We start from the raw sequence: 25388 nt of genomic DNA on the forward strand, positions 1-25388 counted from the left end.
ACTTTATGAAGACAGTTCAGTATGATTTGAGGATCGTTCACAGGAAAAAGGTTGCGATAGGAGCCATTAACCGGAAAGAAATTGATCGGATTCTGCGGGATATGATCACGTCCGGAGAGGCTCTGAACATGGAGGGAGGAGAAATAGTTGGCATTATGGTTGAAGAAAAAGGGGAGCGGGATTGTCCGGGAAACTGTGATCACTGCTCATATCTTTGCCCGGAAAGTGGAGAATGCATGATGGACGATCTGGAAGACCGGTGCCGGTCCTGTGAGTATGGCTGTGAGAAATGCGGCCTTTGCAGTCTGATTGACTATGGTGTCTGCGGAGATGAGGAGTGTGAAAACTGTCATTGGCGCTGCCCGGAGTGTGGTGGATGTACCCATCCGGAGGGAGAAAAACAGCCATGACAGCTTTTGTTGTCGGCAGGTAATGAACCGCCGGAGGCGGGAACGGAGCGCAGGCGGAGTGGGATACACAATACCAGCAAGCAACGCCTTTGGATTGCCAGAGCTTTTCTGGCAACCCTCCGGCAGCTTGTCAGGGAAAAATCCCTGAAACCCTTTTACAAGAAACGGAGGTAAGAGTGAACATGATCCAGTTTATTTGCGGAACAATGGTTGGCGGTATGATCGGTGTGGCTATGATGTGCCTTATGCAGATCAACCGTCTTTACAGACATGACCGGGAGGTGGACGAATGATACGGATGGAGATCCTTTTAAAAAAGGAGACAGAAAAAAAGCGTTTGGAGAAATATCAGCAGATATTAACAGGAAAGGGGGATGGACAGCATGAACAGCACGGTAGCAGTGAGAGCCTTCGCCGAGGGTGTGACACAGCAGATTAAAGATTATCTGCCGGAGGATTATCAAAACATGCAATGTGAAGTTTCAGAACAGCAGAAGAATAATGGCGTAGTGATGACGGGAATTGTTCTAAATATGCCAGGACAGAAGATTGCTCCGGTTGTCTATATGGAGCCATTCTATGATCAGATCCGAAAAGGGGAGCCAATGGATCAGATCATGAACCGTATTGCCGATGTGTGCAGACAGTCGCTATCTGTACGGGAACTGCCGGAAAGTCTGGATTTTGCGGATTATGATTCTGTGAAAGATTATCTGACCGTACAGGTTATTAACACAAAAACCAACCAACGGATGTTGTCCGGGGTTCCCCATAAGGAAATGGAAGATCTGTCTGTGATCTGCCGGATTGAATTCCCTTCGCCGACCGGCGAAGGAACGGGCAGTATCAAAGTAACCCATGAACTGATGAGCCAGTGGGAAGTACGGCCACAGGAGGTCTATCAGCAGGCATTGGAAAATGCAGTGAAGAACTGCCCGCCTGTACTGATGAGCATGGATGATGTGCTGATGGAACTGTCAGGGCTTCCTTTTGAGACAAAAAATCTGCTGCAGATGGAAGAAGGAGAAGAAATTCCAAAAGAGGGCATGTATGTTCTGAGTAATCAGACAAAACTGAACGGTGCTTCTGTCCTTGCCTATCCTAATCTGCAGGAGCAGTTGGAATCGGTATTCCCGCAAGGGTGTTATCTTCTCCCATCGTCTCTGCATGAGATGATCGTTGTTCCGAAAGAAATGACGGTATCGCCAAAGGAGCTGGGAGAAATGGTGCGGGAGGTCAACAAGACAGAAGTTGCAAGAGATGAAATCCTGTCGGACAGAGTATATGAGTTTGATAAAGAAAAACGACGGCTTCGCCAGGTGCCGGAATCCATAGAAAAGGCAAAGGAGATGGAGCGATGAGAAAACGAAATGTGGCGATCCTGTTCCGTCTGAACCGGAAAGAGGCGGAGGCACTGGATAAAAAAGTAAAGAAGAGCGGCCTGAGCAGGGAGGCATATCTCCGCCATCTGATCAGCGGTGTGGTTCCAAGAGACGCCCCGCCGCCGGACTACTATTCCATGATGCGAGAACTCCACCGGATTGGGAATAACCTAAACCAGATTGCACAGAAAGCCCACACATTAAATGTGATTGATGTGCAGCGGTATGATCGGGATATGCGGTTATTTGAGAATACCGTAAAAAAGATCACAGAGGCAGTTATTCTGCCGGAACCGATGAAAGATGAAAATCGGAGGGGAGTGTGACGTGGCTACCACATCCATCTGGAGTGTGAAAGGGTGGCTGGGGAAAGTCGTGATCTATGTGGAGAATCCGGAAAAGACTACCGCTCCGGAGATCGCAAAACTTCCGGAATATAAAAAAGAAGAGGCGGTACAAACTGAAGAGAAAATGCAGAGTCTCTCCGATGTGATTGCCTATGCGGTCAATGAGGAAAAGACCAGATCAAAAGGAAGAAAAGGTGAGGAGGAGATTGTCAGTGAGACGGAGCAGATTATGCAGCAGTATGTTTCCGGTATTAACTGTACGCCCGCCACCGCCCGCAGTGAAATGATGGCGGTCAAAAAACGGTATGGAAAGGATGAGGGAATTGTGGCATTTCATGGGTATCAGTCCTTTGCACCGGGAGAGTGTACTCCGGCATTGGCCCATGAGGTCGGTATCCGACTGGCACAGGAATTGTGGGGAGATCGTTTTCAGGTACTGGTAGCAACCCATCTGGACAAAGCCCATCATCTTCATAATCATTTTGTGGTCAACTCTGTTTCCTACACAGATGGAAAACGGTATCACAGAACCAATCAGGACTATCGGGATATGCGTGCCGTCTCTGACCGCCTTTGTCAGGAGTATGGTCTGTCCGTAATCGAACATCCGCAGCCGGGAAAGTCCAAATCTTATGGCGAGTGGCGGGCGGAGCAGGAAGGCAGGCCAACCTACCACAGTATTGTCCGGGAGGATGTGGATGAGGCAATCTTGCAGGCAAGGACAGAAAAACAGTTTTTCCATTTTCTAAAGGAGAAAGGCTATTCTATCAAGTTTGGGAAAGATCTTACGATACGCCCGGAAGGACGGGAACGTGGGCTGAAACTGAAACGGAACTTTGGAGAGGAGTATTCTCTGGAGTCGATCCGAAGGAGGATACTGGAGGAAGATCCGCCTGCCATTTTGCAGGAAGAACGACAGCCGGAGAAAAAACGGTATGTGGCATATGTGCGGGGAAACCTGCCGAAGAAAAGGATCGGAGGACTGCGGGGATTGTATCTGCACTACTGTTTTCTCTTAGGTATCCTGCCAAAGAACCGCCCGCCCGTATCTTCAAAACAACTTCATTTCCTTTTGCGGGAGGATCTGGCGAAACTGGAACAGATCTCAAGAGAGACAAGGCTGCTCTGCCGCTGTCACATTGACACGGACGAGCAGCTTTTTTCTTATAAGGAATCGCTGCAGGAACAGATGACACAGCTATCGAAAGAACGTCAGAAGCTGCGGTATCAGTGCCGCAGCATTCGGGAAGAAAATCGACTGGCGGAAGTAAAAACAGAAATTTCCAGATTGACTGCCCGGATCGGAGAAATGAGAGAGGAAGTGATGCTTTGTGATGGGATTGCTGCACGTTCTGGCCTGATCCGGCAAAAGATACAGATCGTGCGGCAGGAAAAGAAACAGGGAAAGGAGGAGATTAACCATGAACACATCAGGTGAGGCCGCTGACCAGGTGGTGCGCATGTCGCTGGAAGTCGGTGAGGCAGCCCTAAAGATCACAGGAGCCGGGGCAAAACAGCTTGCGGTGCTTCTGTATGCAGTACTGAAAGAGCAGAAAAAGACCAAGGGACGGGCGAGACTGGAAACCCTTGTCCGCTCCGGAAAACCACTGACCGTCTATTCTGTGAAAGAGAGTGATTTGAAGCAATTTGTCACAGAGGCAAAGCGGTATGGGATCTTATACTGTGCAGTGCGGAACCCGAAAGGGAGCATAGACGGGATGGTCGATGTGGTGGTCAAGGAAGAAGACGCTCCCCGGATCAACCGGATCGTGGAGCGGTTCAAGTTTGCTTCTGTTACAGAAGCGGCGCAGATCAAGACAGAGATAGAAAAGAGCCGGGAGGAAAAATCCCACGGGAAGAGCCGGGAGACATCCTCTGGAAAGGCGGAGCCGGATACCGGAAAGGAAAAGCAGAGGGCGGAACAGCCATCGGATCGGAGAAAAACATCCGGAAAAGCACCGGCAGCCCCACAGCAGGTGCACCCGGAAAAATCACAGGAGGACCGGCTCATGGACGAACTGCTGGGAGAACCGGTAAAGAAAGAGGGAAAACAGCAAAACCCCTCATTGGCAAAGACAGAGAAATCCCGTCTGTCCGAGCCTATCTCCGTAAGGCCAGACAAAACCGCCGAGGGTACTTCTAAGCTGTATGCTCCGTCCGTACCGAAAAAGCCGTCCGTGCGGAAAGAGCTTAAGGAGATCCAGGCAGCGAGGAAGAAAGAGGCAGAAAGCAAGGGAAAGGAACCGATTTCAAAAGAAAAACCCGGCAGGACAAGGCAGACGCAGCATACGCAGCCGCAGAACCGGAAAAAACCAAGAAAATCGAAAGAGAGGTAGAGAGTATGGAGAATAACTTTGATTCCATGTTGAATGTATCGGCAGTGCCGCAGGACGATAAAAAAGCCGCTTTTATTGCGAAGAGCAAAAACAATCGGAACCGCTGTTATGAGCTGTCCGAGCAGATCACGAATGAAGTGGCTGCGGACAGTGGGAAATTTCAGCAGTATCTGGACGTACAGGCACGGTTTGACCGCTATACTGCCAATAATGCCCTGCTGATCCTGGCACAGAGACCGGACGCAGAGCGGCTGGGAGATAAAGGGTATTGGAGAGTTACTATGGAGTTCAAAGACGTTCTAAACCGATATATGGAGCGGACCGGATGCTCCGCCAGGGATCTGGCGGAACGCTCCGGCCTGTCCACAGCTACAATTAGCCGATATCGCTCTGGAGACCGTGTGCCGGAAGCAGATTCCAGGCAATTGGAGAATTTAGCCAAGGGGATTGCGGCGATAGCAGCCGAAAAGAAAATTCGGGAGATGGAAGAGGAAGCGGTTCGGCAGGCGCTCTCCGAGCAGGCACAGGGGCCTGGTATCGAGATAGAAAAACTCAGATTGAATTTTGATACCCTGCTGAAGACATTGTCCGTCAGCGTATCCGATCTTGCGCGTTTTTTGAGCTACGATCCTTCGTACCTGTCCCGTATCCGAAAGGGGCAGCGCAAGCTGTCCGATCCTCAAAAATTTACGGCGGATGCCTTTTTAAAGCTTGATGCAAAAACAGAAGGTACAAGGCGGTCAATCCTGTCATCCCTGCCGCTCTACACGGCCGACGATGAGCTTGTCTTTCAGGTTTTGAGGGACAATCGTGTTTCGGAGAAAAACCAGATCAGGATCATGGAACATATTGCTTTTCAAAGGGAATTGACGGAAGAAATTCTATCCCACGACTCCATCTTTGAAGCGTATCCCAACTTTTTAAAAAAAGAGTTTGCCCAATACCCCATGACGCTATCCTTGGCTGGCGCTTTTTATGAAGAGGATATCGTCTACACCTATGAGCAATATCGGGAACATCTGGAGATGATGAAGCGCTTTTCTCAGATGCATAAAAACTACCATATTGAGGAAAACAAATCTCCTGCGTTCCGCCATATCCAAATTCTTATCCATGAGGGAAGCTGGGCGATCGTGTCCAAGGAAAAAACGCCGGCGATTCATTTTGTTATCCGGCACCCCAAAATGCGAGAAGCCATGGAAAACATCACAATGCCCATTGTGGAAGGGGAAGAGTATAAATGAGGCTAAATCCGAGTCCCTTGCGTTTGAAAAATGGGTATAAATAAACCAGGCATTCCCTGCTTGCACAGCCTTAGCTGGATACAAGTAAGGAATGCCTGGTTTTGCGATGTGCCTTTTTTACTCCATCGCTTCCCTGTACTCTGGATATGTTTCTTGGATTTTCCGCGCCAGATCCCAAATCTCCTCGTCGCCGGAAAGCACATAGGATGTTCCGCCGGCGCCATGGAACCGGTTTTCATCAAACCAGAAGAGGCAGGTATCCCCATCCGCTGTCTCAAACTCCAGGATCCGGCTGTCTGTAGAGCCGCTGAAAGCTTTGGATACAATGGTCGTTTCCCGTAATGCCTGCAGGATTTCGGAGATGATTTCTTCATCCGTCGTTTCGTAGCGTCCTAGGATGTTATCGTTGTGATGATAGGTAAGCGCGACCGGCAGCTCTTCCAGCGACTGATCCAGAAATTCCTGCTGGCTTTCGGTGCAATAGGCCCGAAGCGATGTGTCTTTTGGGGAACACCCCGCCAGTACGCACAATAAAATCAGCAAAACGGTAATTTTAATCCTCTTCATCCGAATCCCTTTCTGACTGTCATAGCCTGCGCTGTTTTTCTATGTAGAGCTGGTACAATCCCATGCGTGATTTTACACCCGCTTTCTCATAGATCGCCGCGATATGCCGCTGACAGGTTCGCCGGGATAGATACAGTCCATCTGCGATCTCCTGAATACTTTCCTCTGAATTGACCAGCTTGTCAAATACTTCGGTTTCCTTGGGCGTAAGGATAAACAGCTCCGACAAAAGACGGAACGCTTCCTGAGGGTCCAGGTCTGTCGGGATATCCTTGGGGGTGCCGGATGAAACCGGCATCCAGGCTGTATAAAGATAGATGACTACGCTGACGGCCACAAACAGGACCAGTGCCAGAATGATGGATGCCATGCCATTGCTGTCAGAAACAAGCAACGCTACAGAGGCGTTGGTAAGCAAAGCGGCGCTCACGTTATTCATGGCGCGCCCCATACCGGCCCACAGCGCTGGCGTGGGCATATGGCGGGCAAAATCCAGAAAGCTGGTGGTGAAGAATACCACAAAAAATCCAGCCGAAAGATAAAATACGATCAGGCCGATCAAAAACGGGCCGCCCAGCTTGAGTACTACCAAACAGATGACGGACATCAGCATGACGCAGTACATCATCATGGCCATAAATTTCCGCTTTCGGATATCAAAAAGAAAGCCGGCAGAAAGGCCGCTTACCGCCAGCAAAAGCCGCGGCCATTGCCCGATGTCAGTGCCTGCTGCATGATGCATGGTGACCGCGTTGTCCAGCGTACTGAAGATACATGCCATCAGGATGACAAGCAGTGCAAGGAGTCCGCCGGCGGCGATCTTCTTTCGGGTTCCCTTCCCATCATCCTCTATGGCGGGGGACTGGAGTTCTTCCGCTTCTGCGTTTTCCTGGCGGCAAAGCCTTTCTGCCTTCAGCAACAGCGCTAACGCTACAAGGGCAAAGAGTGAAAGTATCAAGGCTTCCGCAGTTTCCAGATCCACAAGATTGTTATTTAGAAACTGCAGGAAGATCCCAAGGGCATAGGAGACACCAACCATACGCGCCAGATGGGTGCGATCCCTCGCCAGTTTGAAAAACAGGTAGTGGGCCGCGCTTCCCAATATCCCCAGAAACAGGAACAATGTCATTCCGGAGAGCAGAGTGGACGAATAAGAAACATGTTTTTGAACCAAAAAATTGCATACTGCCGCTGCTAGTGCAAGGATAAAAAGTCCAACGATTTGTACCCGCCTTTTCAAAAAGCGATGAAACAGCGGATAGAGCAAAAAACCGACAGCGCTTATTCCTAACGCGTAGTTTTGCGCAATCACCGGTTTTTCATCCCCTGCCGTAAGCGAGATCATATTCACATATAGGTACTCGGCGCCAAGAAATAGAAAAGTAAAAATACCAAGCAGCAGAATCGCATAAATGGATTTTGGATTTGTGAAGCTTTTCTTTATTATTATCATACGTCCCATTCCACCCCCTTTCTCCGCAATGGTACAATTATAGATTATTATACTATAAACGGCATGGATTTTCAACGATTTCGGTCGGTTAGAGACTTTTTTTCGCTGACGTTTTTGCGGAATATACAATCCTTCCTGTTTGACCTAAACCAGGGATTCTCCTGGATAAAACCGTATATTTTTGGAGCTACGTTCCGCATCCGGGAACTACCGGTTTTTTGCGCCCGCACATGCCATTTTACCGCAGCCACACGGTGCAGCCGCGGTAAACAAGGAAATATCCTGAATGAGAGAAGCTGTCTAGTAGGTGATATTGTGGACGTAAAAATAAATCAGCAGGGCACCCAGCCCAGCGCCGCTTATCAGGCTTGCCCACGTCCAGAATAAAGACAGCAGAAGCCCCAGGAAAATAAACACGCAGAACACCACGACAAAAGCGTCTCTCTGGAAGAGCATGATGAATTTGATACAGGCGATCACAACCCCTGCCATCATAACGAGAGCCCCAAGAAGAGCCAGAACAAAAACGTACACCCCCGCCATCTGGAGAATTGAGATCAAGATATTAAAGCCAAGACCTATCCCCGCGATCAGGCTGCCTACTTTGATGAGGCTGTCACGGGTAGCGCTGAACGCGCCAAAGAAATAGGTTGCGATTAACCCGTTGGAGCCAATGAGCAGCATGTTTACAATAATGACCCATTCTGCGCTTATGTAGTACGATGTGGAAACTGCCAAGCTAATAATGGCGGTGAGGGCAGTGAGGAACCCACCGATGGCGCCAATGAGATGGTACGGCCTGAACCTTGCATACATACGATATATCCTCTTTCTGATCCTGCGTTCCGAAAAGGCCAGCTGAAGCTTTTTAGACATTCTGTGTCCTGGCCGGTCTTCCATCATGTGAACTTTTAGTTTTTTATCATAGCAGGAAGCTGGTGTTTCTAACAGGCCGCTTTAGCGCCAAACTAAAAAAACACTGTGGCGCACCTGCGCCATTTTGAGAAACGAAGCTTTGAGCGGAAAATTGAGGCCATCCACCCTGTACAGAGTGTAATACCTCTTAAGTTTACAGGACGTAGCAGGCCGCCTGTCATGATCGGCAATCCCTTTTGCACAATCAAGGTGTTTTGGAATTTTCACACAAAAAATAGATTGGCGCAGGTGCGCCATGCGTTTTTTGATAAATTGGCGCGAAAGCAGCCTGCACAGATCCTTAAAAAACGATACAGTAAAACCATAAAAGGACAAAAAAAGAGTTTGGATCGCCTTTGGCGTTACAGGCCGAGCAGCAAAGCGATTCATGAGACCAGGACAGAAGAAAGGAGGCACGAATGAAAAAAAGAGGGGCAGCGGCACTTCTGGCAGCCATCTGTTTGCTGGCGGGGTGTGCAGCATCAGATCCTGCGCTTCCGGCAGAGACTCCGACCCCGACAGAGACTTCGTCCCCGGCATACCAAGGGGACTCCCTTTTTGCTTACTGCACCGAAAAGCAGCGGGAGCTTTTGGAGCTGCCCCATGAGGAACTGCCGGTGGAACTGATCTTTCACCATTGGACAGAGACGGCGGCGGACTACGAGACAAGGGACGAAACGGTGATCGCCGGGGTCTTGCAGGCACTGCGGGATGTGTCGGTGGAATCCGAGTCACCCATCGTCTCTACAGATACCCGGGGGCTTACATTTGTGACGGCGCAAGGGGATACCTACAGTTTCTGGTTTGATAAACGCCGGTTCGAAGGGGTGGATGGCAGGTGCTATGTCCTTTCCGAAGATGAAAAGCTTTGGGAACTGGCGTGGGGGATTCGGACAACAGACCCAGAATATCAGGATCTAATGAGATAAGCGGTATTTCCCCATGATTTCCGCGAAAGATGTGGATTGGCGCAGGTGCGCCACATAATTTTTGGGAAATTGGCGCTAAAGCGACCTGCACAAATCCCGAAAAAGGCGCTACAGTAAGTCTTGTTTGACAAGGAGGAGAAACCAAATGCAAGCAAAAAGGAAACTGACGGCGCTGCTGCTTTCCCTGTGTATGCTGCTGGGGATGCTGCCAATGACCGCTTTTGCGGCGGGTGTACCGGCTGCGCCAACAAATCTGAAGCTGGAAGTGACAGCGGACGGCTTAAAGGTCAGCTGGGATAAGCCGGCATCCACCGGCGGGCTGGATATCTTTGAGTATGAAGTGACCCTTTACGGACACTTTGACGGCATTGCCGGAGGAAAGACAAAGGTAGAGACAAAGACGGTTCAGCGGGAGACCACCTGCACCTTTACAAACACAGGAAATGCAGAAGGCGTTATCAATCCTAACTACGAGGTAGAGGTAAAAGCGAGAGAGGGCGTCTCCGGCACCGGCGATCCGGACAATCTGGGGAACTACCAGGTGACGGACTGGACCGATTGGAGCAACGCGAGTACAGTGTCGTTAGATTGGAATGAAGTTACCTTCAATACGACCATCAATAATTATTATACGGGAGTGGTCGATGTGGGGCTGCCTGACAGCGAGAATAAGCTGTACAAGGAAGGCATAACGGCCACAGGGAATCCGGATGTCACATATCCTGATGGTACCACGAGTGATTCTGAGGAACGGGCAGTAACGGAACTGCTCTATCAGTATTTCGAGGAGAATAAGCAAACAGTTCCTGATCTGGAGAATGTCACCGTGAATGATTTGACGGTCGAAGCGGTGCTTGACGGATTTGAGTCATCGCAAGAAGGTGATGGTAATAGCTGGACGCCAACGATCAATGCGACGGTAAATAGGTATTACACGCTCAGACTGGTATACAATCCGGAAACGGAAATCGTACAGCCGGATACAAGGGAGATCGTGAATGCCGTCAATCTGGTGAACGTCAGCTGGAATGTGGGAATGGGATTGACGCCTGCATTCACAGCGACGGTGGACGAGGCGGATCAGGACAAATACGAGGTTTATCTGGAGCAGTGGATCGGCAGCGACGGCAAGAGTATCACCAGCGAGGAGTCTTTCAACAGCGAGATATCGGAAGATGAGAAAATCACGACTTTTGAAGAGGGCGTGACTTACTACTACTCCGTATGGGTGAAGGCGAAGGAGGGATACGCCATCTCTGAGGAGGCATCCGTCTATCTGGACGGTCGTCCCGCCGATAATGGTTATACCCTGGCGAATAACGATGAGCCAAAGAGACCGGACGGCAGCTTTTTAAGCGGCACCTTCAATAGCCTTTTTGTGATGGAGTGTGTCTTTGACCCGCTTAAGGTCAATGGCATAGAAGTGACTTCGGCAAACAAGGACGATATTCTGGGCGATGCCGACGGTTTGGGCGCTACGGTGTCCTATGACCCGGATACCAACACCCTGACGTTGAATAACGCAACGCTGACGGTGAGCGAAGACTTTGCCGCCATACATGCGCTTATTCCGGACCTTACCATTGTGCTGAAAGGCGAAAACCAGATTAACGGCAGCGGCAGCACCGAAAACGGGATTTATTCCAACGGGGACCTGACCATTACGGGGAGCGGAAGACTGCAGATAAGAGGCACCGGTTTCGGGCTTTACGGCAACAGTGCCATTACGCTTACCGGCGGCGCAGACGTGGATATTATCGTTGACTTTTCCAGCGACGGGGCGCCTCAGCCGTATTCGGCGGTACGTGCCCTCGGCGGACTGACGGTGGACGGCGCGACGCTGAATGCGAAGAACAATGCAACTCAGGATGCCGGTTTCGGCACTCCGGGCATTAATACTGACCTTACGGCGATTAACGGAGCGAAGGTGAATATTTCTTCCGTAAACGATCACGGCATCTGCGGTGATGTCATCGTCAGCGGAGCCGGAACCGTAGTAAATGCCTCTTCTGCAAGTGGCGAGCACTATGGTATCTTTGCTGGCCAGGAAGATATCTTTGGTGAATTGGGCGGCGATCAGAAGGGGATCTTCACCATCTCCGACGGAGCGGTTGTCACTGCCAGCGGCGGAAAGGGCGCCATGCGCTGGAAACCTGACTTATCTGGCTACACCGATCCTGTTGTAGCGGCCGGTGATTCTGCTGCGGCTGAGGAAATTATTGGCGATCCTGCCGGCACAGAGTATCAGAACGAAAAATATGTGCAGGTTCGTTCCTCTTTGGAGCCGGTTGAACCCACTGAGCCAACGGATCCTACTGACCCGACCACTCCTACCGACCCGACTGAGCCAACCGATCCAGCCAAGCCCGAACAGCAGGGCAAGCCTTCTGGGCAAACAGAAAGCCCACAGACCGGGGACAGCAGCGATATGGCGCTGTGGCTCGGCCTGATGCTGGCTTCCTGCGGCGGCGTGCTGGGAATGCTGCTCTACAGGCGGAAAAAGGCGGCGGCCGAGAAATAAGGCTGAGAGATAAAACAAAACCGGCAAAAGCGCCTGCGGGCGGGCTTCGTGCAAAAACCACAGCCCGCCCCGGCGCAGCCGGTATCTTTTTCAAGAAGGGATATCCCTTCTATCCTTTGATATCTACCAAAGGATAAGCAATCTTATTTGACAAGGAGGAGAAACCAAATGCAAGCAAAAAAGAAACTGACGGCGTTGCTGCTTTCCCTGTGCATGGTGTTGGGAATGCTGCCCATGACCGTGTTTGCGGCGGGAGGCACCACAACCAGTGGTCTGACCTATGAAGACAACGGCGACAGTGTGACCATAACGGGCTCCGCATGGGAGAGCGCAAATCTCACAATCGGGTTCAAAATAGACGGCAAGCCGGTCACTGCTATCGGTGAGAGGGCGTTCTCTCATAATAATACCTTGACGAGCGTAGCGATTCTAGACAGCGTAACCTCTATCGGAGAATTTGCCTTCTACAATTGCAAAAGCCTGAGCAGCGTGACCTTTGAGGAGGGAAGCCAGCTTTCTTCAATCGGGGAAAGCGCATTTCAGTGGTGTACGGGATTGACTGACATAACGATTCCGGATGGGGTAACCTCCATTAGAAGTAGAGCGTTTAATGGATGTGAAAAGTTAGGCAGCATAACCTTTACGGGTAATACGGCCCCCGAGCTGGAGGCAGATAACGTATTCGACGAGTGCGCCGCCCTCACCGCCATTCATGTGCCTTGCGGAGCTGACGGCTACACGGCGGCAAACGGCTGGCCTGAGGATAAGGTGCAACACGAGCATGTCTGGGCGGAAGACTGGACCAGCGACGGCACACATCACTGGAAAGCCTGCACGGCAGAGGGCTGCGCCGAAAAAGACCAGTACGGAGTGCATCAGATAGCAAACGGGGTTTGTACGGTGTGCAAGGCTGAAGTAGAAACATCCGGGGTACAGACGTATGCGGTAAAGGTGAACGGCATCACCGTCACCAGCGCCAACGCCAGCGACATTCTGGGTGATGCCGACGGTGACGGCGCCACGGCGTACTATGATCCGGCGGCCAACACCTTGACACTGGATAACGCCCAGCTGACATCCAGCGGCTACGGCGCTGTATGGGCGCAGGAAGAGAACTTTACCCTTGTGCTGAAAGGTGAGAATCAGATTACCGGAGAAGGGGACTTCCCTCACTCCGCGGTTTATTCCCACGGGGCTATGACGGTCAAAGGAAACGGAAGCCTGACCACCAGCGGCACCTATTTCGGCCTGTTTGGCAACAATACCATTACCATTGAAGACGGGGCGTCTGTAGATCTTACCGTTGACTTTTCCAGCGACGAGCAGGATCAGCCATATGCCGCAGTCAGAGCAATCGGCGGACTGACGGTGGACGGCGCGACGCTGAATGCGAAGAACAATGCAACTCAGGATGCCAGTTTCGGCACTCCGGGCATTAATACTGACCTTACGGCGATTAACGGAGCGAAGGTGAATATTTCTTCCGTAAACGATCACGGCATCTGCGGTGATGTCATCGTCAGCGGAGCCGGAACCGTAGTAAATGCCTCTTCTGCAAGCGGCGAGCACTATGGTATCTTTGCTGGCCAGGAAGATATCTTTGGTGAATTGGGCGGCGATCAGAAGGGGATCTTCACCATCTCCGACGGAGCGGTTGTCACTGCCAGCGGCGGAAAGGGCGCCATGCGCTGGAAACCTGACTTATCTGGCTACACCGATCCTGTTGTAGCGGCCGGTGATTCTGCTGCGGCTGAGGAAATTATTGGCGATCCTGCCGGCACAGAGTATCAGAACGAAAAATATGTGCAGGTTCGTTCCTCTTTGGAGCCGGTTGAACCCACTGAGCCAACGGATCCTACTGACCCGACCACTCCTACCGACCCGACTGAGCCAACGGATCCTACTGACCCGACCACTCCTACCGACCCGACTGAGCCAACCGATCCAGCCAAGCCCGAACAGCAGGGCAAGCCTTCTGGGCAAACAGAAAGCCCACAGACCGGGGACAGCAGCGATATGGCGCTGTGGCTCGGCCTGATGCTGGCTTCCTGCGGCGGCGTGCTGGGAATGCTGTTCTACAGGCGGAAAAAGGCGGCGGCCGGGAAATAAGACTGAGAGATAAAACAAAACCGGCAAAAGCGCCTGCGGGCGGGCTTCGTGCAAAAACCACAGCCCGCCCCGGCGCAGCCGGTATCTTTTTCAAGAAGGGATATCCCTTCTATCCTTTGGTATGCACCAAAGGATAAGTGACTCTGTTTGACAAGAAGGTATTCACCGGCTGGTACAGGGATAAAGCCTGCACCGCCGGCCCGGTAACAGGGCTTAAAATCCTTGAAGAGCTGAAAGAGCGCCCTGTCAGGGAAGCGCCCTATGCGCCGATGGATCTCTACGCCAAATGGGAGACGCAGGAAAGCTGAAAACGCAGAAGGGATATCCCTTCTTTATGCTTTGGTATTCACCAAAGCATAAAGAACTTTAACTGCGGCAAAGAAGGTTATTCGTTCCGCCCTGGCTGCCTGAACCGGCGCACCGGGGAACGGATGGCATAGAACACCGAGAAAAAGGGGGGGTGACACACCAAAAAGAATGATCAAACCCGTGTATTCACATAAATGTTATCTTGAAAGGAGAAAAATCAATCATGAAACTAAAGCGCAAACTTCTTGCAGGACTGCTGACGCTTTGTATGGCTGTTGGAATGGCTGTGCCGGCATTTGCGGAGAACGGCCCCTCGTTCGGGGACATGAGCTCCGCATGGGTGCAGCTGTATGATAGCAGGGGCAGCTATTTTGGTGATGTACTTTATAGCAACGGCGGCGAGGCTGACACGGTGGAGGGCGCTGTCTATGACAAGGCTACCAACACCATCACCCTGACAAACTACAACCACCCGGAAATGACCCTTGCCACCAACGAGATGGGCGACGATTTGAAGCTTCATCTGGTGGGTGACAATCATATCGCCGAACTGGTTGTATGGGGCTTCGGCTGGGGCGGCAATCTGGAAATTACCGGAGACGGCTCCCTGACCATCAATGAAAACAAAACGTCTCAGACTGCGGCGATCCGCTTTATGGCCGAGGGAACACCGGGTCTGCTCAAGGTCGGCTCAAACGCTTCTGTGACAGCGTATAAGAGCGCAGGTGAAAACACTTATTCTGCGGCCTTTGTATCGACAACATCCTCAACCCTTCCCTTCACAGGTAATCTGGAAACAGAGCTTGCCCTGACCGCCAATTCCGGCATCGAGGGGGAGACCACCGAAAGGGAAAATGTCATATATGAAAGTAACTATGTTGCTAAAGACTGGAAGGTTCTCACCAAGGGCGAGGACGGAAAGAAATACGGCGTTAGTTACGGAACAATCTTAACCGGCAGCGATTTAACAAACGGCAAGCCTGTGGGCTATATCCACGAGCTGGTGAAGGTGGAAGGACTTCCTAGCCAAAAAGAATATCTTGCCGTTCAAATTGCTACCGTTGACGGACTTGAAAAGGACGCTCTGCCTGAGGGATATACCGACTCAGGGGAAACCATCAGCGCCAAAACAGGCGATATCAACTCTATGACAGTGCTGATCAAGGACGGGCAGAGGTTTTATTGGGGAGTAGACCCGAATCAATCCCAGTGGTTGGTCTATCAGACCGCCGTTGATGACGTAACTGCGGAGGATTGGGGTCAGACAACCCTGACAAAAATTGTAGTGCCTGTGGCTGGAGAAGGCGTCAGCGGTGCGACCGAAGAAGATATTCCGGCAGGCTATACCACCAACGTGGTAAAGACCGGCATGTATAGCTACTACTGCACCAATGATGTGATCAAAGTATCCCCGTCCGGGACTTCTACCGATCCGGGCACTGATCCTGGAACAAAACCTGGTGAGGATACTGGCGCCAAAGATCTGACTGCTTCCGAAACCGGTGTTTCCATCTCCCTGACCGATGGAGTGCCAGAGGGTGCAGAGCTTTATGCCGACACCATTGCACAGGAAAGCGTGCTGGGAAGCCGTCCGGAACTGAAAGAGGAGCTGCCGGGCCTGCTGTCCATTTACGAGATCAGCGTTAGAAAAGACGGTAAAGCTCTGGAAATCAAGGATAACCCCATGACGGTCAAAATCCCGATGAACGACCACCTGAAGGGCTACAAATACTACCAGGCGGTATATCTGGGTGACCCGCTGGAACGCTTTGATGCAGTGGTGGAAGGTGACTTCCTGGTGTTTGAGACTACCCATCTGAGCCAGTATGCTATCCTTGGCTCCAACACACCGTTTGAAACCAGCGAAAAGCCCACCGACCCCACTACTCCTACAGACCCTACAGACCCAGCCAAGCCCGAACAGCCTGACAAGCCTTCTGAGAAAACAGAAAGCCCCCAGACCGGCGATAACAGCAATATGTTCCTGTTGGTCGCTCTGCTGTTTGCCAGCGGTGGTGTTCTGACCGTGTTGGGTGTTACAGACAAGAGAAAAAAGAAAGGGATCACTAAATAACATTGACAAACCCGAAATAGCATTATGATAAGCGGGCAGTGACCGAAAGACTGTCACTGCCCGTTTTCAAAAAACTCGATGTGAATATATGCTGGAAGTGAACATTTCTCGCTTTCGCAAAAAGCAGTCACGCAAACTGATTGAAAATTGAAAGGTTAAAGATAAAGGTCGGTGACGGTAAATATGTCTCCTGAAAAAAGAATAGACAACCGGAGTCACTCTCCAGCATGATTTTAAGACGCTCAGCAAGAAATTACTTGCTGAGCGTTTTTCTTTACTCTCTCGACAAAATGCCGTTCCTTTCAGCGCGAAAACAGGCAGTTCGCCAAAAAATTTACTTAAAGGCATTAGAAATCCGAAAATGCCGTCGTTCTTATTTTATAGAAAACCATCTTGAACAGGAGGTGAACCCGATGTACCTTGCGTCGTTGCTTGAAAACATAAAATATGGGATTTTGCCGTAAGAAACGGCGTTTCCGCCGTCCTTCGGTGACAAGGTAGGAAATGAGAAATAACACAGGAAAGATACAGGTGTTGAAATAGCAAAGACTGTCTTTGCGCAGACACACAGACACCTATATTTTTTTGACCTTCCCGGTCGACAGAATTCAAAACAATATCCGAGAAGCGCCAATAAAAGCACCGAAAAAACGGGAATTTTACTTGGCTTGACTTTTTGCGGCCTTTACGCCTTAAAACAGCGGCAATCCGGCAGCTCTGTCGGCTGCCGCAGCCCTCCGTATCAATCGTTTTTGAAACCAACCAAAAACGATTGAACGGAGGCACATAACCTTGAAAAAACAACCCAAAGCGGTTTATATCATAGAAAACGGCGGGTACACGGAATTGACCTATGAGGAATTCTGTCGCCGTGAGCAAATCTGCCCGTTATATGCGGACAAGCTGTTCCTGCCTCTCTACGGCAGGCTTATGGAGGTATCCAAAGAGGATTACGCAGAATTCTACCGAGCAAAGCGTCGACAGAAATATCTGGACGAACGCTCTGCGGACAACGGCGACTTCTCTTACGATATGCTGACCACCGATGAATTCAGCGGCGAGGACATCCTCATCGCCGAGCAGTAAAGGTCATGGAAGGAGAAGAGACGCCTTATTATTACAAGGGAGACGGAACTATGGAGGCTTTCGTCCGGATAGGGAATGAAACCGTTACTGCAAATGCGGCTGAATTAAAAAGACTTGTACTCAGGGGAAGAAATTCATCTTACGATTCACTTATTTCATCATATAATTTCAAGGACTATTCTTTCTCTAAATTACGGGAACGTTACTATGAATGGAATAGCAGTAGCATGGAGGAGAAAAATTTTGAATCGTTTGGTATTGTCGACGGTAATGGAAAATTGACAAATGCTGGAGCTCTTTTGGCTGATAACTGTCCAATTCGCCATTCAAGGCTATTTTGTACCAGATGGAATGGGCTGGATAAAAGTGGAGGGCGGATTGACGCTTTGGACAGTGCGGAGTTTACTGGAAGTCTGATTATACTTCTGAATGAAGGATTTAGCTTCGTAAAAAGGAATATGAAAACAGCGTGGAAAAAGACAGCTAACTCAAGGATTGAATTGCCGGACTATTGTGAGAGAAGTGTTTTTGAAAGTATTGTCAATGCCCTTATTCATCGAGATTACCTGATCAATGGAAGTGAAGTTCATATAGATATATTTGATGATCGGCTTGTAGTATATTCTCCGGGTGGAATGCCGGACGGTACGAAAATCCAGGAACGGAATATTGATACTGTTCCATCCACAAGGCGTAATCCGGTATTGGCAGATATATTTAGCCGACTGGGATATATGGAAAGACAGGGCAGTGGGTTGAATAAAATAAGAAATGCTTATCGGAGTGCAGAGAACTACACACCAGATAAGGAGCCGGTGTTCTATTCTGACCGGGTGGAGTTTACTGTTACATTGAAAAATCTGAATTTTTCAGCCTCAGAAAATGAAGCTAAAAGTGAGGCAAAAAATGAAGCTGAAAATTACAGACTGACAGAATTAGAAGAAAGGCTGTGTAACCTGCTTTTAGAGTATCCTGAACTGACGCAGTCGGAGATTAGAGAAAGATTGGATTTATCAAGAAGTAAGGTCCAAAGAATGATGAGGAAATTAACAGAAGATGGTATAATTATACGAGAAGGATCACGGAGAAAAGGATATTGGACGATCCATCTTTAAAGCTGATTGCTTTATAATAACGAAAGTTAAAGTTGTAGGAGGAGATCAGTATGGCCTATACTGTTAAATCTTCTGAACGTTTGCGACCATCGGCAGCGGACACGGAAACTAAAGCACTACTATATCTTATGAATTTCAGGGACGATAGCGATGAAATATTCTTCTTTGTTGTGGACTTTTTTAATGATCTGACTGGAATGAATAAGATGGGTGATAAACTATGGGATTTGCAATCTAAGGGAGATAAACAGCCATCACCGTATATTATAGGAACGGAGTTAGTGACTTTATATAAAAATTTTGTAAGCGAATTTGAGTTTGCATATTACATAATTTTTTTGGGTGGCGTTAGTAGTTCGTTAAGAATAGATGATACACTTACACGCTTTGGAATTGATAATATAAAATCAACAGCAAAACCAAAACTAATAAATGGACTCAGAGATGAATGTAAGAAAAAGACATATATAGACGATAATGATATAGATGATACGAAGATTGATCAATTTCTCAAAAAGGTTTATTTTGTTATTGATGATCAGAGCAAAAGCGAATATGTAAAGAAGATTATAAAACTGAATCCAACCATTATTCCATCAGAAGATACATTAGTCGCTATTTTTAATGAAATTCGAGATGCTCAGTCGGGAAAGAAAAATGCAAGTGTTGTTGAGGGAGTGACATTAGTTGCACCTGATGAGGCATTAAATTATGGTAGGCACCTAACTACTACAGAAATCCGGTTATTGGTTTTGAATCGAATTTTAAACCAGGACGTTATAGGCGCTAAAGTGCCTCATTCTTTTATAGATATTTATGTTCAATTTCCAGAGGAAAAAAGAAAAAACTTATTGGAAGACTGCCAGCTAGATTTATCAAGGGCGCTTTTTAATACAAACTGCCAAGAAGATTTTTGGAAATTATTTGAAAATATATATCAAACGATTTTAGAAAATCCTACGGATAAAGTTGAAGAACTGTATAGGAAATTAGATAAGCTAATCATTGGGCGTTGCTTAGATTTTGATGTACTATCACTTAAATATTTTGTTTCAGTTATAAAGGATGGTATTAGTCTATGATTATAAGAGCTGTATACATTGGGAATTCTGAAGAAGCATATATAAATAAGGAATTTAAAGAAGGCTTGAACATTATTTCTAGTGATGACAATAATAAAGGAAAAACTATAGTTATTCAGGCAATTATGTATTGCTTGGGAAACATTCCAGCTTTCCCGTCAGCTTTTGATTATGAAAATTATTATTTCATTCTCTACATAGAACAAGATGATAAGCTAATTAAAATCTGTAGAAAGAATAAGAATTTTGTCATAAGAAAAGATGAAGAGTATACTGTCTTCGATAATACTGCTGAGTTTAAACGGTATTGGAATAAAAACATACAGAAATTACCTATTATAAAAAAAGAAAATATTTATAAAATTGTTGATCCTGAGCTGTTAGTACAAATATTTTTTGTGGGACAAGATAAAAAAGTAACATATGATATCGTAAATAAAGGATTTTATAAAAAAGAAGATTTTTATAAATTAATTTATTCGATGGCAGGTATTAATGGGGATGCAGCACCTATAGAAGATATAGAAAAGGCAAAGAAAAAAATAAAAGAACTTAAAAATGAAAGAGATATTTTATTGAAGGAAAATAAAATTTTAAAAAAGAATTTAGCACTTGAGTTTTTAAGCTCTACAAATGATAGGGCTGCATTGGAGGGAATGCTAAAGGAAGTTGAAAGAATTAAGAATAAGCTGGTCAATTTGAAAAAAGAAAGAAGTAATGCAGTTTCACGAAGAACAAAAAATGAAATAGCATTGAAAGAGTTACGCTCTTTAAACAGAACAATGAAGACGGGACAAATTTCATGTATGGATTGTGGATCGACACATATAGCATATGAGAGTGCTGACTCAGAATTTTCATTTGATATTTCAACTTCAAAAATGCGTACTCAAATATTGAATTCCGTACAAGAAAAAATAGATATTTATAATGAAGAAATTACACGATTAACTAATGAAATTTCATTATGCCAAAAAGAATTGGACGCTTGTATGGAAACCGAAGATATTCCAATCGAGGCTTTATTAGTAATTAGACAGGAAATGGAAGGCGCAAGAAATGCAGATGATCGCATAAAAGAGATTGACACGGAAGTACAAGAACTTTCAGGACAGTTAGAAATGAAAAGTGCTATATCAGAAGATATAGAGAAAAAGATAAAAAATCTTTTAAATGGTATAATAAATACTATGAATGGATTTTATTCCAAAGTTGATTCGGCAGGTACAGAACCATATGCTGATATTTTTACAACGAGAGATAAAATTTATTCTGGAAGTGAAGCAACAGAATTTCATTTGGCGAGAATGTATGCATTTGGAAAAATTTTAAAACATGATTATCCCATAATTGTGGATTCTTTTAGAGCAGAAGATTTATCAACGGAACGAGAAAACAAGGTACTTAATGAATTTAAAGAATTAGATAATCAGATTATTTTTACTACAACACTAAAGGCTGAAGAAGGAGAAAAATATGCTTTTGATAGTTCTTTGAACAACATTAGCTTTAGCGGTCATGTGACTAATAAAATGCTGTCAAATGCTTATGTTGATGAATTTAGGAAAGTGGCTGAGGAGATGTTAATAACAATCAATAGTTAATATTAAAAGGAATTGTGGAACTATTATGGTACTAAAACCTGTGGGTACTCAAAATACCCCTAAAAAACAGTATAATATGGATACGAGAATTGCAAAAAATCCGTCAGAAATACCACAATCGCACAATGACTTTGGGGAGTTCGAATAACTTAGGAGTTTAATTAATCTACGTCAAACTGCCATAACAAAAATATTCATAATGAAAAATTCTTTTGCGAAAGCTGTAAAAATCTACGTTGAATTTTACAGCTTTTTGCGTATAATATAAGTAGCAGAGATAATATGAGATTAAGGAAGGGGCTGAAAGAATATGGCAAATATTTTACCAGTATCTGATTTGAGAAATTATAATGAAGTCCTGAAGAACTGCCGCAAAGGGGAACCGGTGTATTTGACCAAGAATGGCAGAGGGCGTTTTGTAGTTATGGATATTGAAGATTATGAACGTGATCGTGCAGAGAAAAAACTTCTGATAAAACTGCAAGAAGCTGAAGAAGCGGTGAAAGATGGCGAAGGTTGGCTGGAGCTGGATGAATTGAAAGCACTTGTGGGGGAATAAGATGTTAAAACTGCGGATCAATCCGATTGTTGCAAAGGATCTAAAAAATATCCGGGATTACATTGCTGAAGATAATGAGGAATATGCTGCAAAGACCATAAAGGAAATTTACGGTAAATTTGAAAATCTCCAGATGTTCCCGGGCATGGGGTCAGACCTTTCTAAGAGAGTCAGCTTTCGGACAGATTATAAATATGCGATATGGGAAGATTATGTGATTATTTACAAGGTAAGCAATGATTATTTAGAGATTTATCGTGTGGTCAACCGATATCAAGATATTACAAGAATTTTTGAGTGATAACACAAACATGATAACAAATTGATAACATCGTTCAGTACAGTCTATGTACTAGGGACAGTGGAACACATATAAAACCAGATAGAACTACAATTCCCATACAAAAAAGTATAGTAATAGGATTTTGTTTGCGAGCAAGATTAAACCATACACCTTTACCTTATTTGCTAAAAAGTATGGAGAAGAGAAGCTCTTGGACTGTTTGGAGAGAAATGAGAAAAATGGAGTTGTATATCATCGAGAAGGTATAAATGGAGATTATGATGATTTTGATGATGTCGACCAGTTAATGAATTTTATTTTGACAGGAGTACGATAAATCCTAATTTACTTAATAGTGTGATAACAAATTCTTGACAACAGATTGATAACACTAGCAGAAACAGGTCAGAGAGATATGACAGTTGGAAATAAATAAAATTAAATAGAACCAAATCTCCTATACAAAACTGTATAGAACTAAATTTGATTTTGCGAGTTCGAAACGTGACGTATATTTGTATAGTGTTTATACAATATTGATGACAACTGAAGCATAAAGAAAGTCAAAAAGATTTTCGTAAGAATATGACGCCAATGCGAATAAATAAGGAATATATTAATGGAAGAAGAGCAAACAAAAGCTAGTACAAATAAAACTACGCAAAAAGAACAGAAAAAATCAGAAAAAGATAAAAATGGGATAATAGGTGGACTTGTATTTGGGGCAATGGCAGTCTTTGCTACTTACCAAATATATGATAAATTTTTTGAGTTTGCGATTGGAAAAATACTAGTATATATTTTTGGGGTTTTAGCATTTATTTGCTTTGCAGTATCTATAAGTAGTTTTTTTGATTTCAAAGAATCAAAAAAACTGGAAAAACTAGATGAAGATGTTCGCAGAGAAGAAAAAGAATTTTCAGAAATAAATCCTGAAAAGAGAGCTTTAAGAGCAGAAAAAATGTTTAGAATGAACCAAAAGGAGTTAATGAGATATTATGATATGAATTTGGCCCAGACAAAATTTTTATCTGGTCTTGGTATTATGATGATTTTATTTGGTATATTGATAGTAGTAGCAAGTTTATATATGTATATGTCTTTGGATACAGATAAAATTTTGCTATTTGTAGGTAGTTTTAGTGGAATAATTGTAGATTTTATAGGAGCTATTTTTATTAAGATGTATACCAAAAATATTGAAGCAGCAGTTAAGTTTCATGCAAAATTTGCGGAGAGTAATAATCTTTTACTTGCCAATTCAATTGCTAATAAGATAGAGGATGAGAGACTTAGGGAAGACACCTTATCAGAAATATCTAAAAGGATTATTTCGGTTGAAAAAGATATGAAGGATTAGTGGTAATCTAATATAGGAGAATCTAAATCACTTTATGTGGGAACATCTGCTAGGAATGCTCCGTTACCTTGCAATGGCTAATTAGAAAAATAGCAGAGTTATAGTTTGGAGTTGGTTGGAGAGGTAGAATTATTCCAATTGATGATATTAGATGGCTTGGGTTTATATCACATAAGCACTGTACCTATCATCTTGGTTAATGAATAAAAGAACGTTAAAAAATGTAATCAATGTCCAAGATTTCCGCGTTAAAAATAAAGGATATGTTTAAGCTACCTAATGAATATGATAAAAACATAGAGAAGTCTACATAATAGATGAAGAATACCAGAAGTGCTAAAATAACACAAGAATACCTTGTATTGACCATTATAGTGGGAGTGGAGTTATCCTAAATAAATTGTAGAAATTTTACATGGGAAAAGTTAAATGTTCAGTTTTGGATTGAAGTTATGATTCTTGCATTAGCACTTACTTAAATAACAAATGAAATTTGTTTATTGATAAAAGGCAAAGTTTTTCCTATTTGATATACCTTATTTCTTGTTAATGATTAAAAATTATATTTTATATCAATACTAAAGGTGATAACAAGCGAAAAATATTTGACAAAGCAATTTGTTTTGTAGGTTTGTCAAACATATGTTACACCGTACTGAATAAATTCGTCCAAAACAGTCTGAGGAGATTTCCAGCCTAAGGGTCGCATTGGGAATTGGTTATAATCCCTGCGATTATAAACCTTCAGCTGCTTGGAGAAGTCCTCAAAGGGATAAAACGTATGGGATGCATAAAACCGTTCATTATCCTTACGGTGACTTCGCTCCACCTTCCCGTTGTGCCTGGGTGTAAAAGGCCGGATCAGTTTATGACGAATTCCATGACTCTCCAAAACCCGCTGGAACCGCGTTGGCGTGGTGTCTTTCGGGGAAGTAAAGCGTTTGGTGAATTCCGTTCCGTTATCTGTCTGCACACACTCTATGGGCATAGGAAAACGCTGCAGGAGATGGCCTAAAAAGACTGCGGAAGAATAAGTGCTCTGTTCCTGGAAAGTCTCCACGTAACGCCAGCGAGAGTATTCGTCAATGGCGGTATACTGATAGAATTTCTGACCTTTGTCCTCGTTTACCAGGCAGGAAGAAGGAACAACCTTCACATCAATCTGTACCCGCTGTCCAGGATAGGACATCTGTTCATAAGGCTTAGGGATATACTTGGGATGGGGGAGTTTTTCGGGAGTCATCCCCTGCCTTTTGAGGAGGCGGTATAATCCAGTAATGGAACGGGTATAACCGCGCTGCCGGAGTTTAACCCAAAAGACCACCAGTCCGGTGTGAGGATTTCTGCGGCGCATGTTGCGAATGAGTTTGATTTCTGCATCCGTATGCTGATTGGGATGGGAATGGGGGCGCCTGGAGCGATCTCTCAGAGAGTCCCAGGATCCATCATACCGGTTTTTCCAGCGGTAGATATACTGGCGGTTGGTTTTGTATTTACGTGCAGCTTTGGAAACGCCGTATTTGTCAGCATATTGAATCAGTGATAGACGGAATCTCATATCTTGTGATATACTAGCCATGCGGAAATACATCCTTTCTTGTTTGTTTTTTGTGTGGTAGCTAAAAATATAACACAGAAAAGGTATTTCCGCTTTTTCATTATTCAGTTGTAACACATGTATTGTAATCCTACAAAAATATTTG

Annotated in this window: 23 protein-coding genes and 1 pseudogene; 20 read left to right on the forward strand and 4 right to left on the reverse strand. The window is 45.8% G+C overall.

Annotation, left to right across the window (positions count from 1 at the left end; genetic code table 11):
* Positions 1-5: 5 nt before the first annotated feature.
* The 7 genes from R2J37_RS03255 (at position 6) to R2J37_RS03290 (ending at position 5719) form a co-directional block, all read left to right on the forward strand.
* Entirely contained in the window at positions 6-410 is a 405-nt protein-coding gene (locus tag R2J37_RS03255) for a hypothetical protein (protein WP_230107100.1), read from the forward strand.
* A 182-nt stretch (positions 411-592) separates the two neighbouring features.
* Positions 593-703, forward strand: a complete 111-nt coding sequence (locus R2J37_RS03260) for a DUF3789 domain-containing protein (RefSeq protein WP_243128528.1) — start codon at positions 593-595, stop codon at positions 701-703.
* A 90-nt stretch (positions 704-793) separates the two neighbouring features.
* Positions 794-1771 carry a DUF5688 family protein gene (locus R2J37_RS03265; RefSeq protein WP_230107098.1) on the forward strand — a complete coding sequence of 326 codons (978 nt, stop codon included), beginning with the start codon at positions 794-796 and terminating at the stop codon, positions 1769-1771.
* A complete protein-coding gene (locus tag R2J37_RS03270) occupies positions 1768-2118 on the forward strand; it encodes a plasmid mobilization protein (RefSeq protein WP_230107097.1) in 351 nt (116 codons plus the stop codon). The genes R2J37_RS03265 and R2J37_RS03270 overlap by 4 nt, the downstream gene beginning before the upstream one ends.
* The gene (locus R2J37_RS03275) at positions 2096-3577 is read left to right on the forward strand and encodes a relaxase/mobilization nuclease domain-containing protein (protein ID WP_230107096.1); all 1482 of its coding nucleotides are present in this window, start codon (positions 2096-2098) and stop codon (positions 3575-3577) included. Before R2J37_RS03270 ends, R2J37_RS03275 begins: the two co-directional genes overlap by 23 nt.
* On the forward strand, positions 3561-4475 hold the full coding sequence (locus R2J37_RS03280; RefSeq protein ID WP_230107095.1) for a PcfB family protein: 915 nt from the start codon (positions 3561-3563) through the stop codon (positions 4473-4475). Before R2J37_RS03275 ends, R2J37_RS03280 begins: the two co-directional genes overlap by 17 nt.
* 5 nt (positions 4476-4480) lie before the next feature.
* Complete coding sequence (locus R2J37_RS03290; RefSeq protein WP_331490142.1) at positions 4481-5719, forward strand: helix-turn-helix domain-containing protein; 1239 nt, start codon at positions 4481-4483, stop codon at positions 5717-5719.
* A 117-nt stretch (positions 5720-5836) separates the two neighbouring features.
* Here R2J37_RS03290 and R2J37_RS03295 read toward each other — a convergent pair whose 3' ends face one another.
* The 3 genes from R2J37_RS03295 to R2J37_RS03305 form a co-directional block, all read right to left on the reverse strand.
* Positions 5837-6286 carry a hypothetical protein gene (locus tag R2J37_RS03295; protein ID WP_076779351.1) on the reverse strand — a complete coding sequence of 150 codons (450 nt, stop codon included), beginning with the start codon at positions 6284-6286 and terminating at the stop codon, positions 5837-5839.
* Positions 6287-6305: 19 nt separating this feature from the next.
* Positions 6306-7748: a response regulator transcription factor gene (locus R2J37_RS03300; protein ID WP_204559471.1), complete on the reverse strand. Its 1443-nt coding sequence runs from the start codon at positions 7746-7748 to the stop codon at positions 6306-6308.
* A 291-nt stretch (positions 7749-8039) separates the two neighbouring features.
* A complete protein-coding gene (locus R2J37_RS03305) occupies positions 8040-8615 on the reverse strand; it encodes a hypothetical protein (RefSeq protein ID WP_204550137.1) in 576 nt (191 codons plus the stop codon).
* A 458-nt stretch (positions 8616-9073) separates the two neighbouring features.
* On the opposite strand from R2J37_RS03305, the gene R2J37_RS03310 reads away from it, so the two are divergent.
* The 13 genes and pseudogenes from R2J37_RS03310 to R2J37_RS03370 all read left to right on the forward strand — a co-directional run bounded on the left by R2J37_RS03310 (position 9074) and on the right by R2J37_RS03370 (position 23685).
* Positions 9074-9583, forward strand: coding sequence for a hypothetical protein (locus tag R2J37_RS03310; protein ID WP_230107091.1), 510 nt, complete (start codon positions 9074-9076; stop codon positions 9581-9583).
* Between the two features lie 145 nt (positions 9584-9728).
* Complete coding sequence (locus tag R2J37_RS03315; protein WP_316266214.1) at positions 9729-12104, forward strand: LPXTG cell wall anchor domain-containing protein; 2376 nt, start codon at positions 9729-9731, stop codon at positions 12102-12104.
* Positions 12105-12272: 168 nt separating this feature from the next.
* On the forward strand, positions 12273-14213 hold the full coding sequence (locus R2J37_RS03320; RefSeq protein WP_316266215.1) for a leucine-rich repeat protein: 1941 nt from the start codon (positions 12273-12275) through the stop codon (positions 14211-14213).
* A gap of 137 nt (positions 14214-14350) precedes the next feature.
* The gene (locus R2J37_RS03325; RefSeq protein ID WP_157888449.1) at positions 14351-14521 is read left to right on the forward strand and encodes a hypothetical protein; all 171 of its coding nucleotides are present in this window, start codon (positions 14351-14353) and stop codon (positions 14519-14521) included.
* A gap of 224 nt (positions 14522-14745) precedes the next feature.
* Entirely contained in the window at positions 14746-16596 is a 1851-nt protein-coding gene (locus R2J37_RS03330) for an LPXTG cell wall anchor domain-containing protein (RefSeq protein WP_316266216.1), read from the forward strand.
* A 792-nt stretch (positions 16597-17388) separates the two neighbouring features.
* The gene (locus tag R2J37_RS03335; protein WP_106789746.1) at positions 17389-17682 is read left to right on the forward strand and encodes a hypothetical protein; all 294 of its coding nucleotides are present in this window, start codon (positions 17389-17391) and stop codon (positions 17680-17682) included.
* Between the two features lie 5 nt (positions 17683-17687).
* A complete protein-coding gene (locus R2J37_RS03340) occupies positions 17688-18797 on the forward strand; it encodes an ATP-binding protein (protein ID WP_157949587.1) in 1110 nt (369 codons plus the stop codon).
* A 50-nt stretch (positions 18798-18847) separates the two neighbouring features.
* The gene (locus R2J37_RS03345) at positions 18848-19879 is read left to right on the forward strand and encodes a hypothetical protein (RefSeq protein WP_076779332.1); all 1032 of its coding nucleotides are present in this window, start codon (positions 18848-18850) and stop codon (positions 19877-19879) included.
* Positions 19876-21483 carry a hypothetical protein gene (locus tag R2J37_RS03350; protein WP_076779329.1) on the forward strand — a complete coding sequence of 536 codons (1608 nt, stop codon included), beginning with the start codon at positions 19876-19878 and terminating at the stop codon, positions 21481-21483. Before R2J37_RS03345 ends, R2J37_RS03350 begins: the two co-directional genes overlap by 4 nt.
* Positions 21484-21793: 310 nt before the next feature.
* Positions 21794-22042: a type II toxin-antitoxin system prevent-host-death family antitoxin gene (locus R2J37_RS03355; RefSeq protein WP_316266217.1), complete on the forward strand. Its 249-nt coding sequence runs from the start codon at positions 21794-21796 to the stop codon at positions 22040-22042.
* Between the two features lies 1 nt (position 22043).
* Complete coding sequence (locus tag R2J37_RS03360) at positions 22044-22343, forward strand: type II toxin-antitoxin system RelE/ParE family toxin (RefSeq protein ID WP_316266218.1); 300 nt, start codon at positions 22044-22046, stop codon at positions 22341-22343.
* 133 nt (positions 22344-22476) lie between these two features.
* Positions 22477-22662: pseudogene (locus R2J37_RS15170) on the forward strand (DUF3795 domain-containing protein); the annotation flags it as partial.
* Between the two features lie 282 nt (positions 22663-22944).
* The gene (locus R2J37_RS03370; protein WP_316266219.1) at positions 22945-23685 is read left to right on the forward strand and encodes a hypothetical protein; all 741 of its coding nucleotides are present in this window, start codon (positions 22945-22947) and stop codon (positions 23683-23685) included.
* Positions 23686-24319: 634 nt separating this feature from the next.
* On the opposite strand, the gene R2J37_RS03375 is transcribed toward R2J37_RS03370, so the two are convergent.
* On the reverse strand, positions 24320-25264 hold the full coding sequence (locus tag R2J37_RS03375; RefSeq protein WP_316266220.1) for a DDE-type integrase/transposase/recombinase: 945 nt from the start codon (positions 25262-25264) through the stop codon (positions 24320-24322).
* Positions 25265-25388: the final 124 nt, after the last annotated feature.

The sequence above is a fragment of the Claveliimonas bilis genome, from assembly GCF_030296775.1.
Taxonomy (GTDB): domain Bacteria; phylum Bacillota; class Clostridia; order Lachnospirales; family Lachnospiraceae; genus Claveliimonas; species Claveliimonas bilis.

Bases quoted from the DNA above. Each gene is read 5' to 3' on its own strand.
- R2J37_RS03345 (WP_076779332.1), top strand. From the start codon at position 18,848: ATGGCCTATACTGTTAAATCTTCTGAACGTTTGCGACCATCGGCAGCG.
- R2J37_RS03340 (WP_157949587.1), top strand. From the start codon at position 17,688: ATGGAAGGAGAAGAGACGCCTTATTATTACAAGGGAGACGGAACTATG.
- R2J37_RS03300 (WP_204559471.1), bottom strand. From the start codon at position 7,748: ATGGGACGTATGATAATAATAAAGAAAAGCTTCACAAATCCAAAATCC.
- R2J37_RS03355 (WP_316266217.1), top strand. From the start codon at position 21,794: ATGGCAAATATTTTACCAGTATCTGATTTGAGAAATTATAATGAAGTC.
- R2J37_RS03310 (WP_230107091.1), top strand. From the start codon at position 9,074: ATGAAAAAAAGAGGGGCAGCGGCACTTCTGGCAGCCATCTGTTTGCTG.
- R2J37_RS03255 (WP_230107100.1), top strand. From the start codon at position 6: ATGAAGACAGTTCAGTATGATTTGAGGATCGTTCACAGGAAAAAGGTT.
- R2J37_RS03290 (WP_331490142.1), top strand. From the start codon at position 4,481: ATGGAGAATAACTTTGATTCCATGTTGAATGTATCGGCAGTGCCGCAG.
- R2J37_RS03350 (WP_076779329.1), top strand. From the start codon at position 19,876: ATGATTATAAGAGCTGTATACATTGGGAATTCTGAAGAAGCATATATA.
- R2J37_RS03330 (WP_316266216.1), top strand. From the start codon at position 14,746: ATGAAACTAAAGCGCAAACTTCTTGCAGGACTGCTGACGCTTTGTATG.
- R2J37_RS03280 (WP_230107095.1), top strand. From the start codon at position 3,561: ATGAACACATCAGGTGAGGCCGCTGACCAGGTGGTGCGCATGTCGCTG.
- R2J37_RS03370 (WP_316266219.1), top strand. From the start codon at position 22,945: ATGGAAGAAGAGCAAACAAAAGCTAGTACAAATAAAACTACGCAAAAA.
- R2J37_RS03320 (WP_316266215.1), top strand. From the start codon at position 12,273: ATGCAAGCAAAAAAGAAACTGACGGCGTTGCTGCTTTCCCTGTGCATG.
- R2J37_RS03305 (WP_204550137.1), bottom strand. From the start codon at position 8,615: ATGTCTAAAAAGCTTCAGCTGGCCTTTTCGGAACGCAGGATCAGAAAG.
- R2J37_RS03360 (WP_316266218.1), top strand. From the start codon at position 22,044: ATGTTAAAACTGCGGATCAATCCGATTGTTGCAAAGGATCTAAAAAAT.
- R2J37_RS03295 (WP_076779351.1), bottom strand. From the start codon at position 6,286: ATGAAGAGGATTAAAATTACCGTTTTGCTGATTTTATTGTGCGTACTG.
- R2J37_RS03265 (WP_230107098.1), top strand. From the start codon at position 794: ATGAACAGCACGGTAGCAGTGAGAGCCTTCGCCGAGGGTGTGACACAG.
- R2J37_RS03375 (WP_316266220.1), bottom strand. From the start codon at position 25,264: ATGGCTAGTATATCACAAGATATGAGATTCCGTCTATCACTGATTCAA.
- R2J37_RS03315 (WP_316266214.1), top strand. From the start codon at position 9,729: ATGCAAGCAAAAAGGAAACTGACGGCGCTGCTGCTTTCCCTGTGTATG.
- R2J37_RS03275 (WP_230107096.1), top strand. From the start codon at position 2,096: ATGAAAATCGGAGGGGAGTGTGACGTGGCTACCACATCCATCTGGAGT.
- R2J37_RS03270 (WP_230107097.1), top strand. From the start codon at position 1,768: ATGAGAAAACGAAATGTGGCGATCCTGTTCCGTCTGAACCGGAAAGAG.
- R2J37_RS03260 (WP_243128528.1), top strand. From the start codon at position 593: ATGATCCAGTTTATTTGCGGAACAATGGTTGGCGGTATGATCGGTGTG.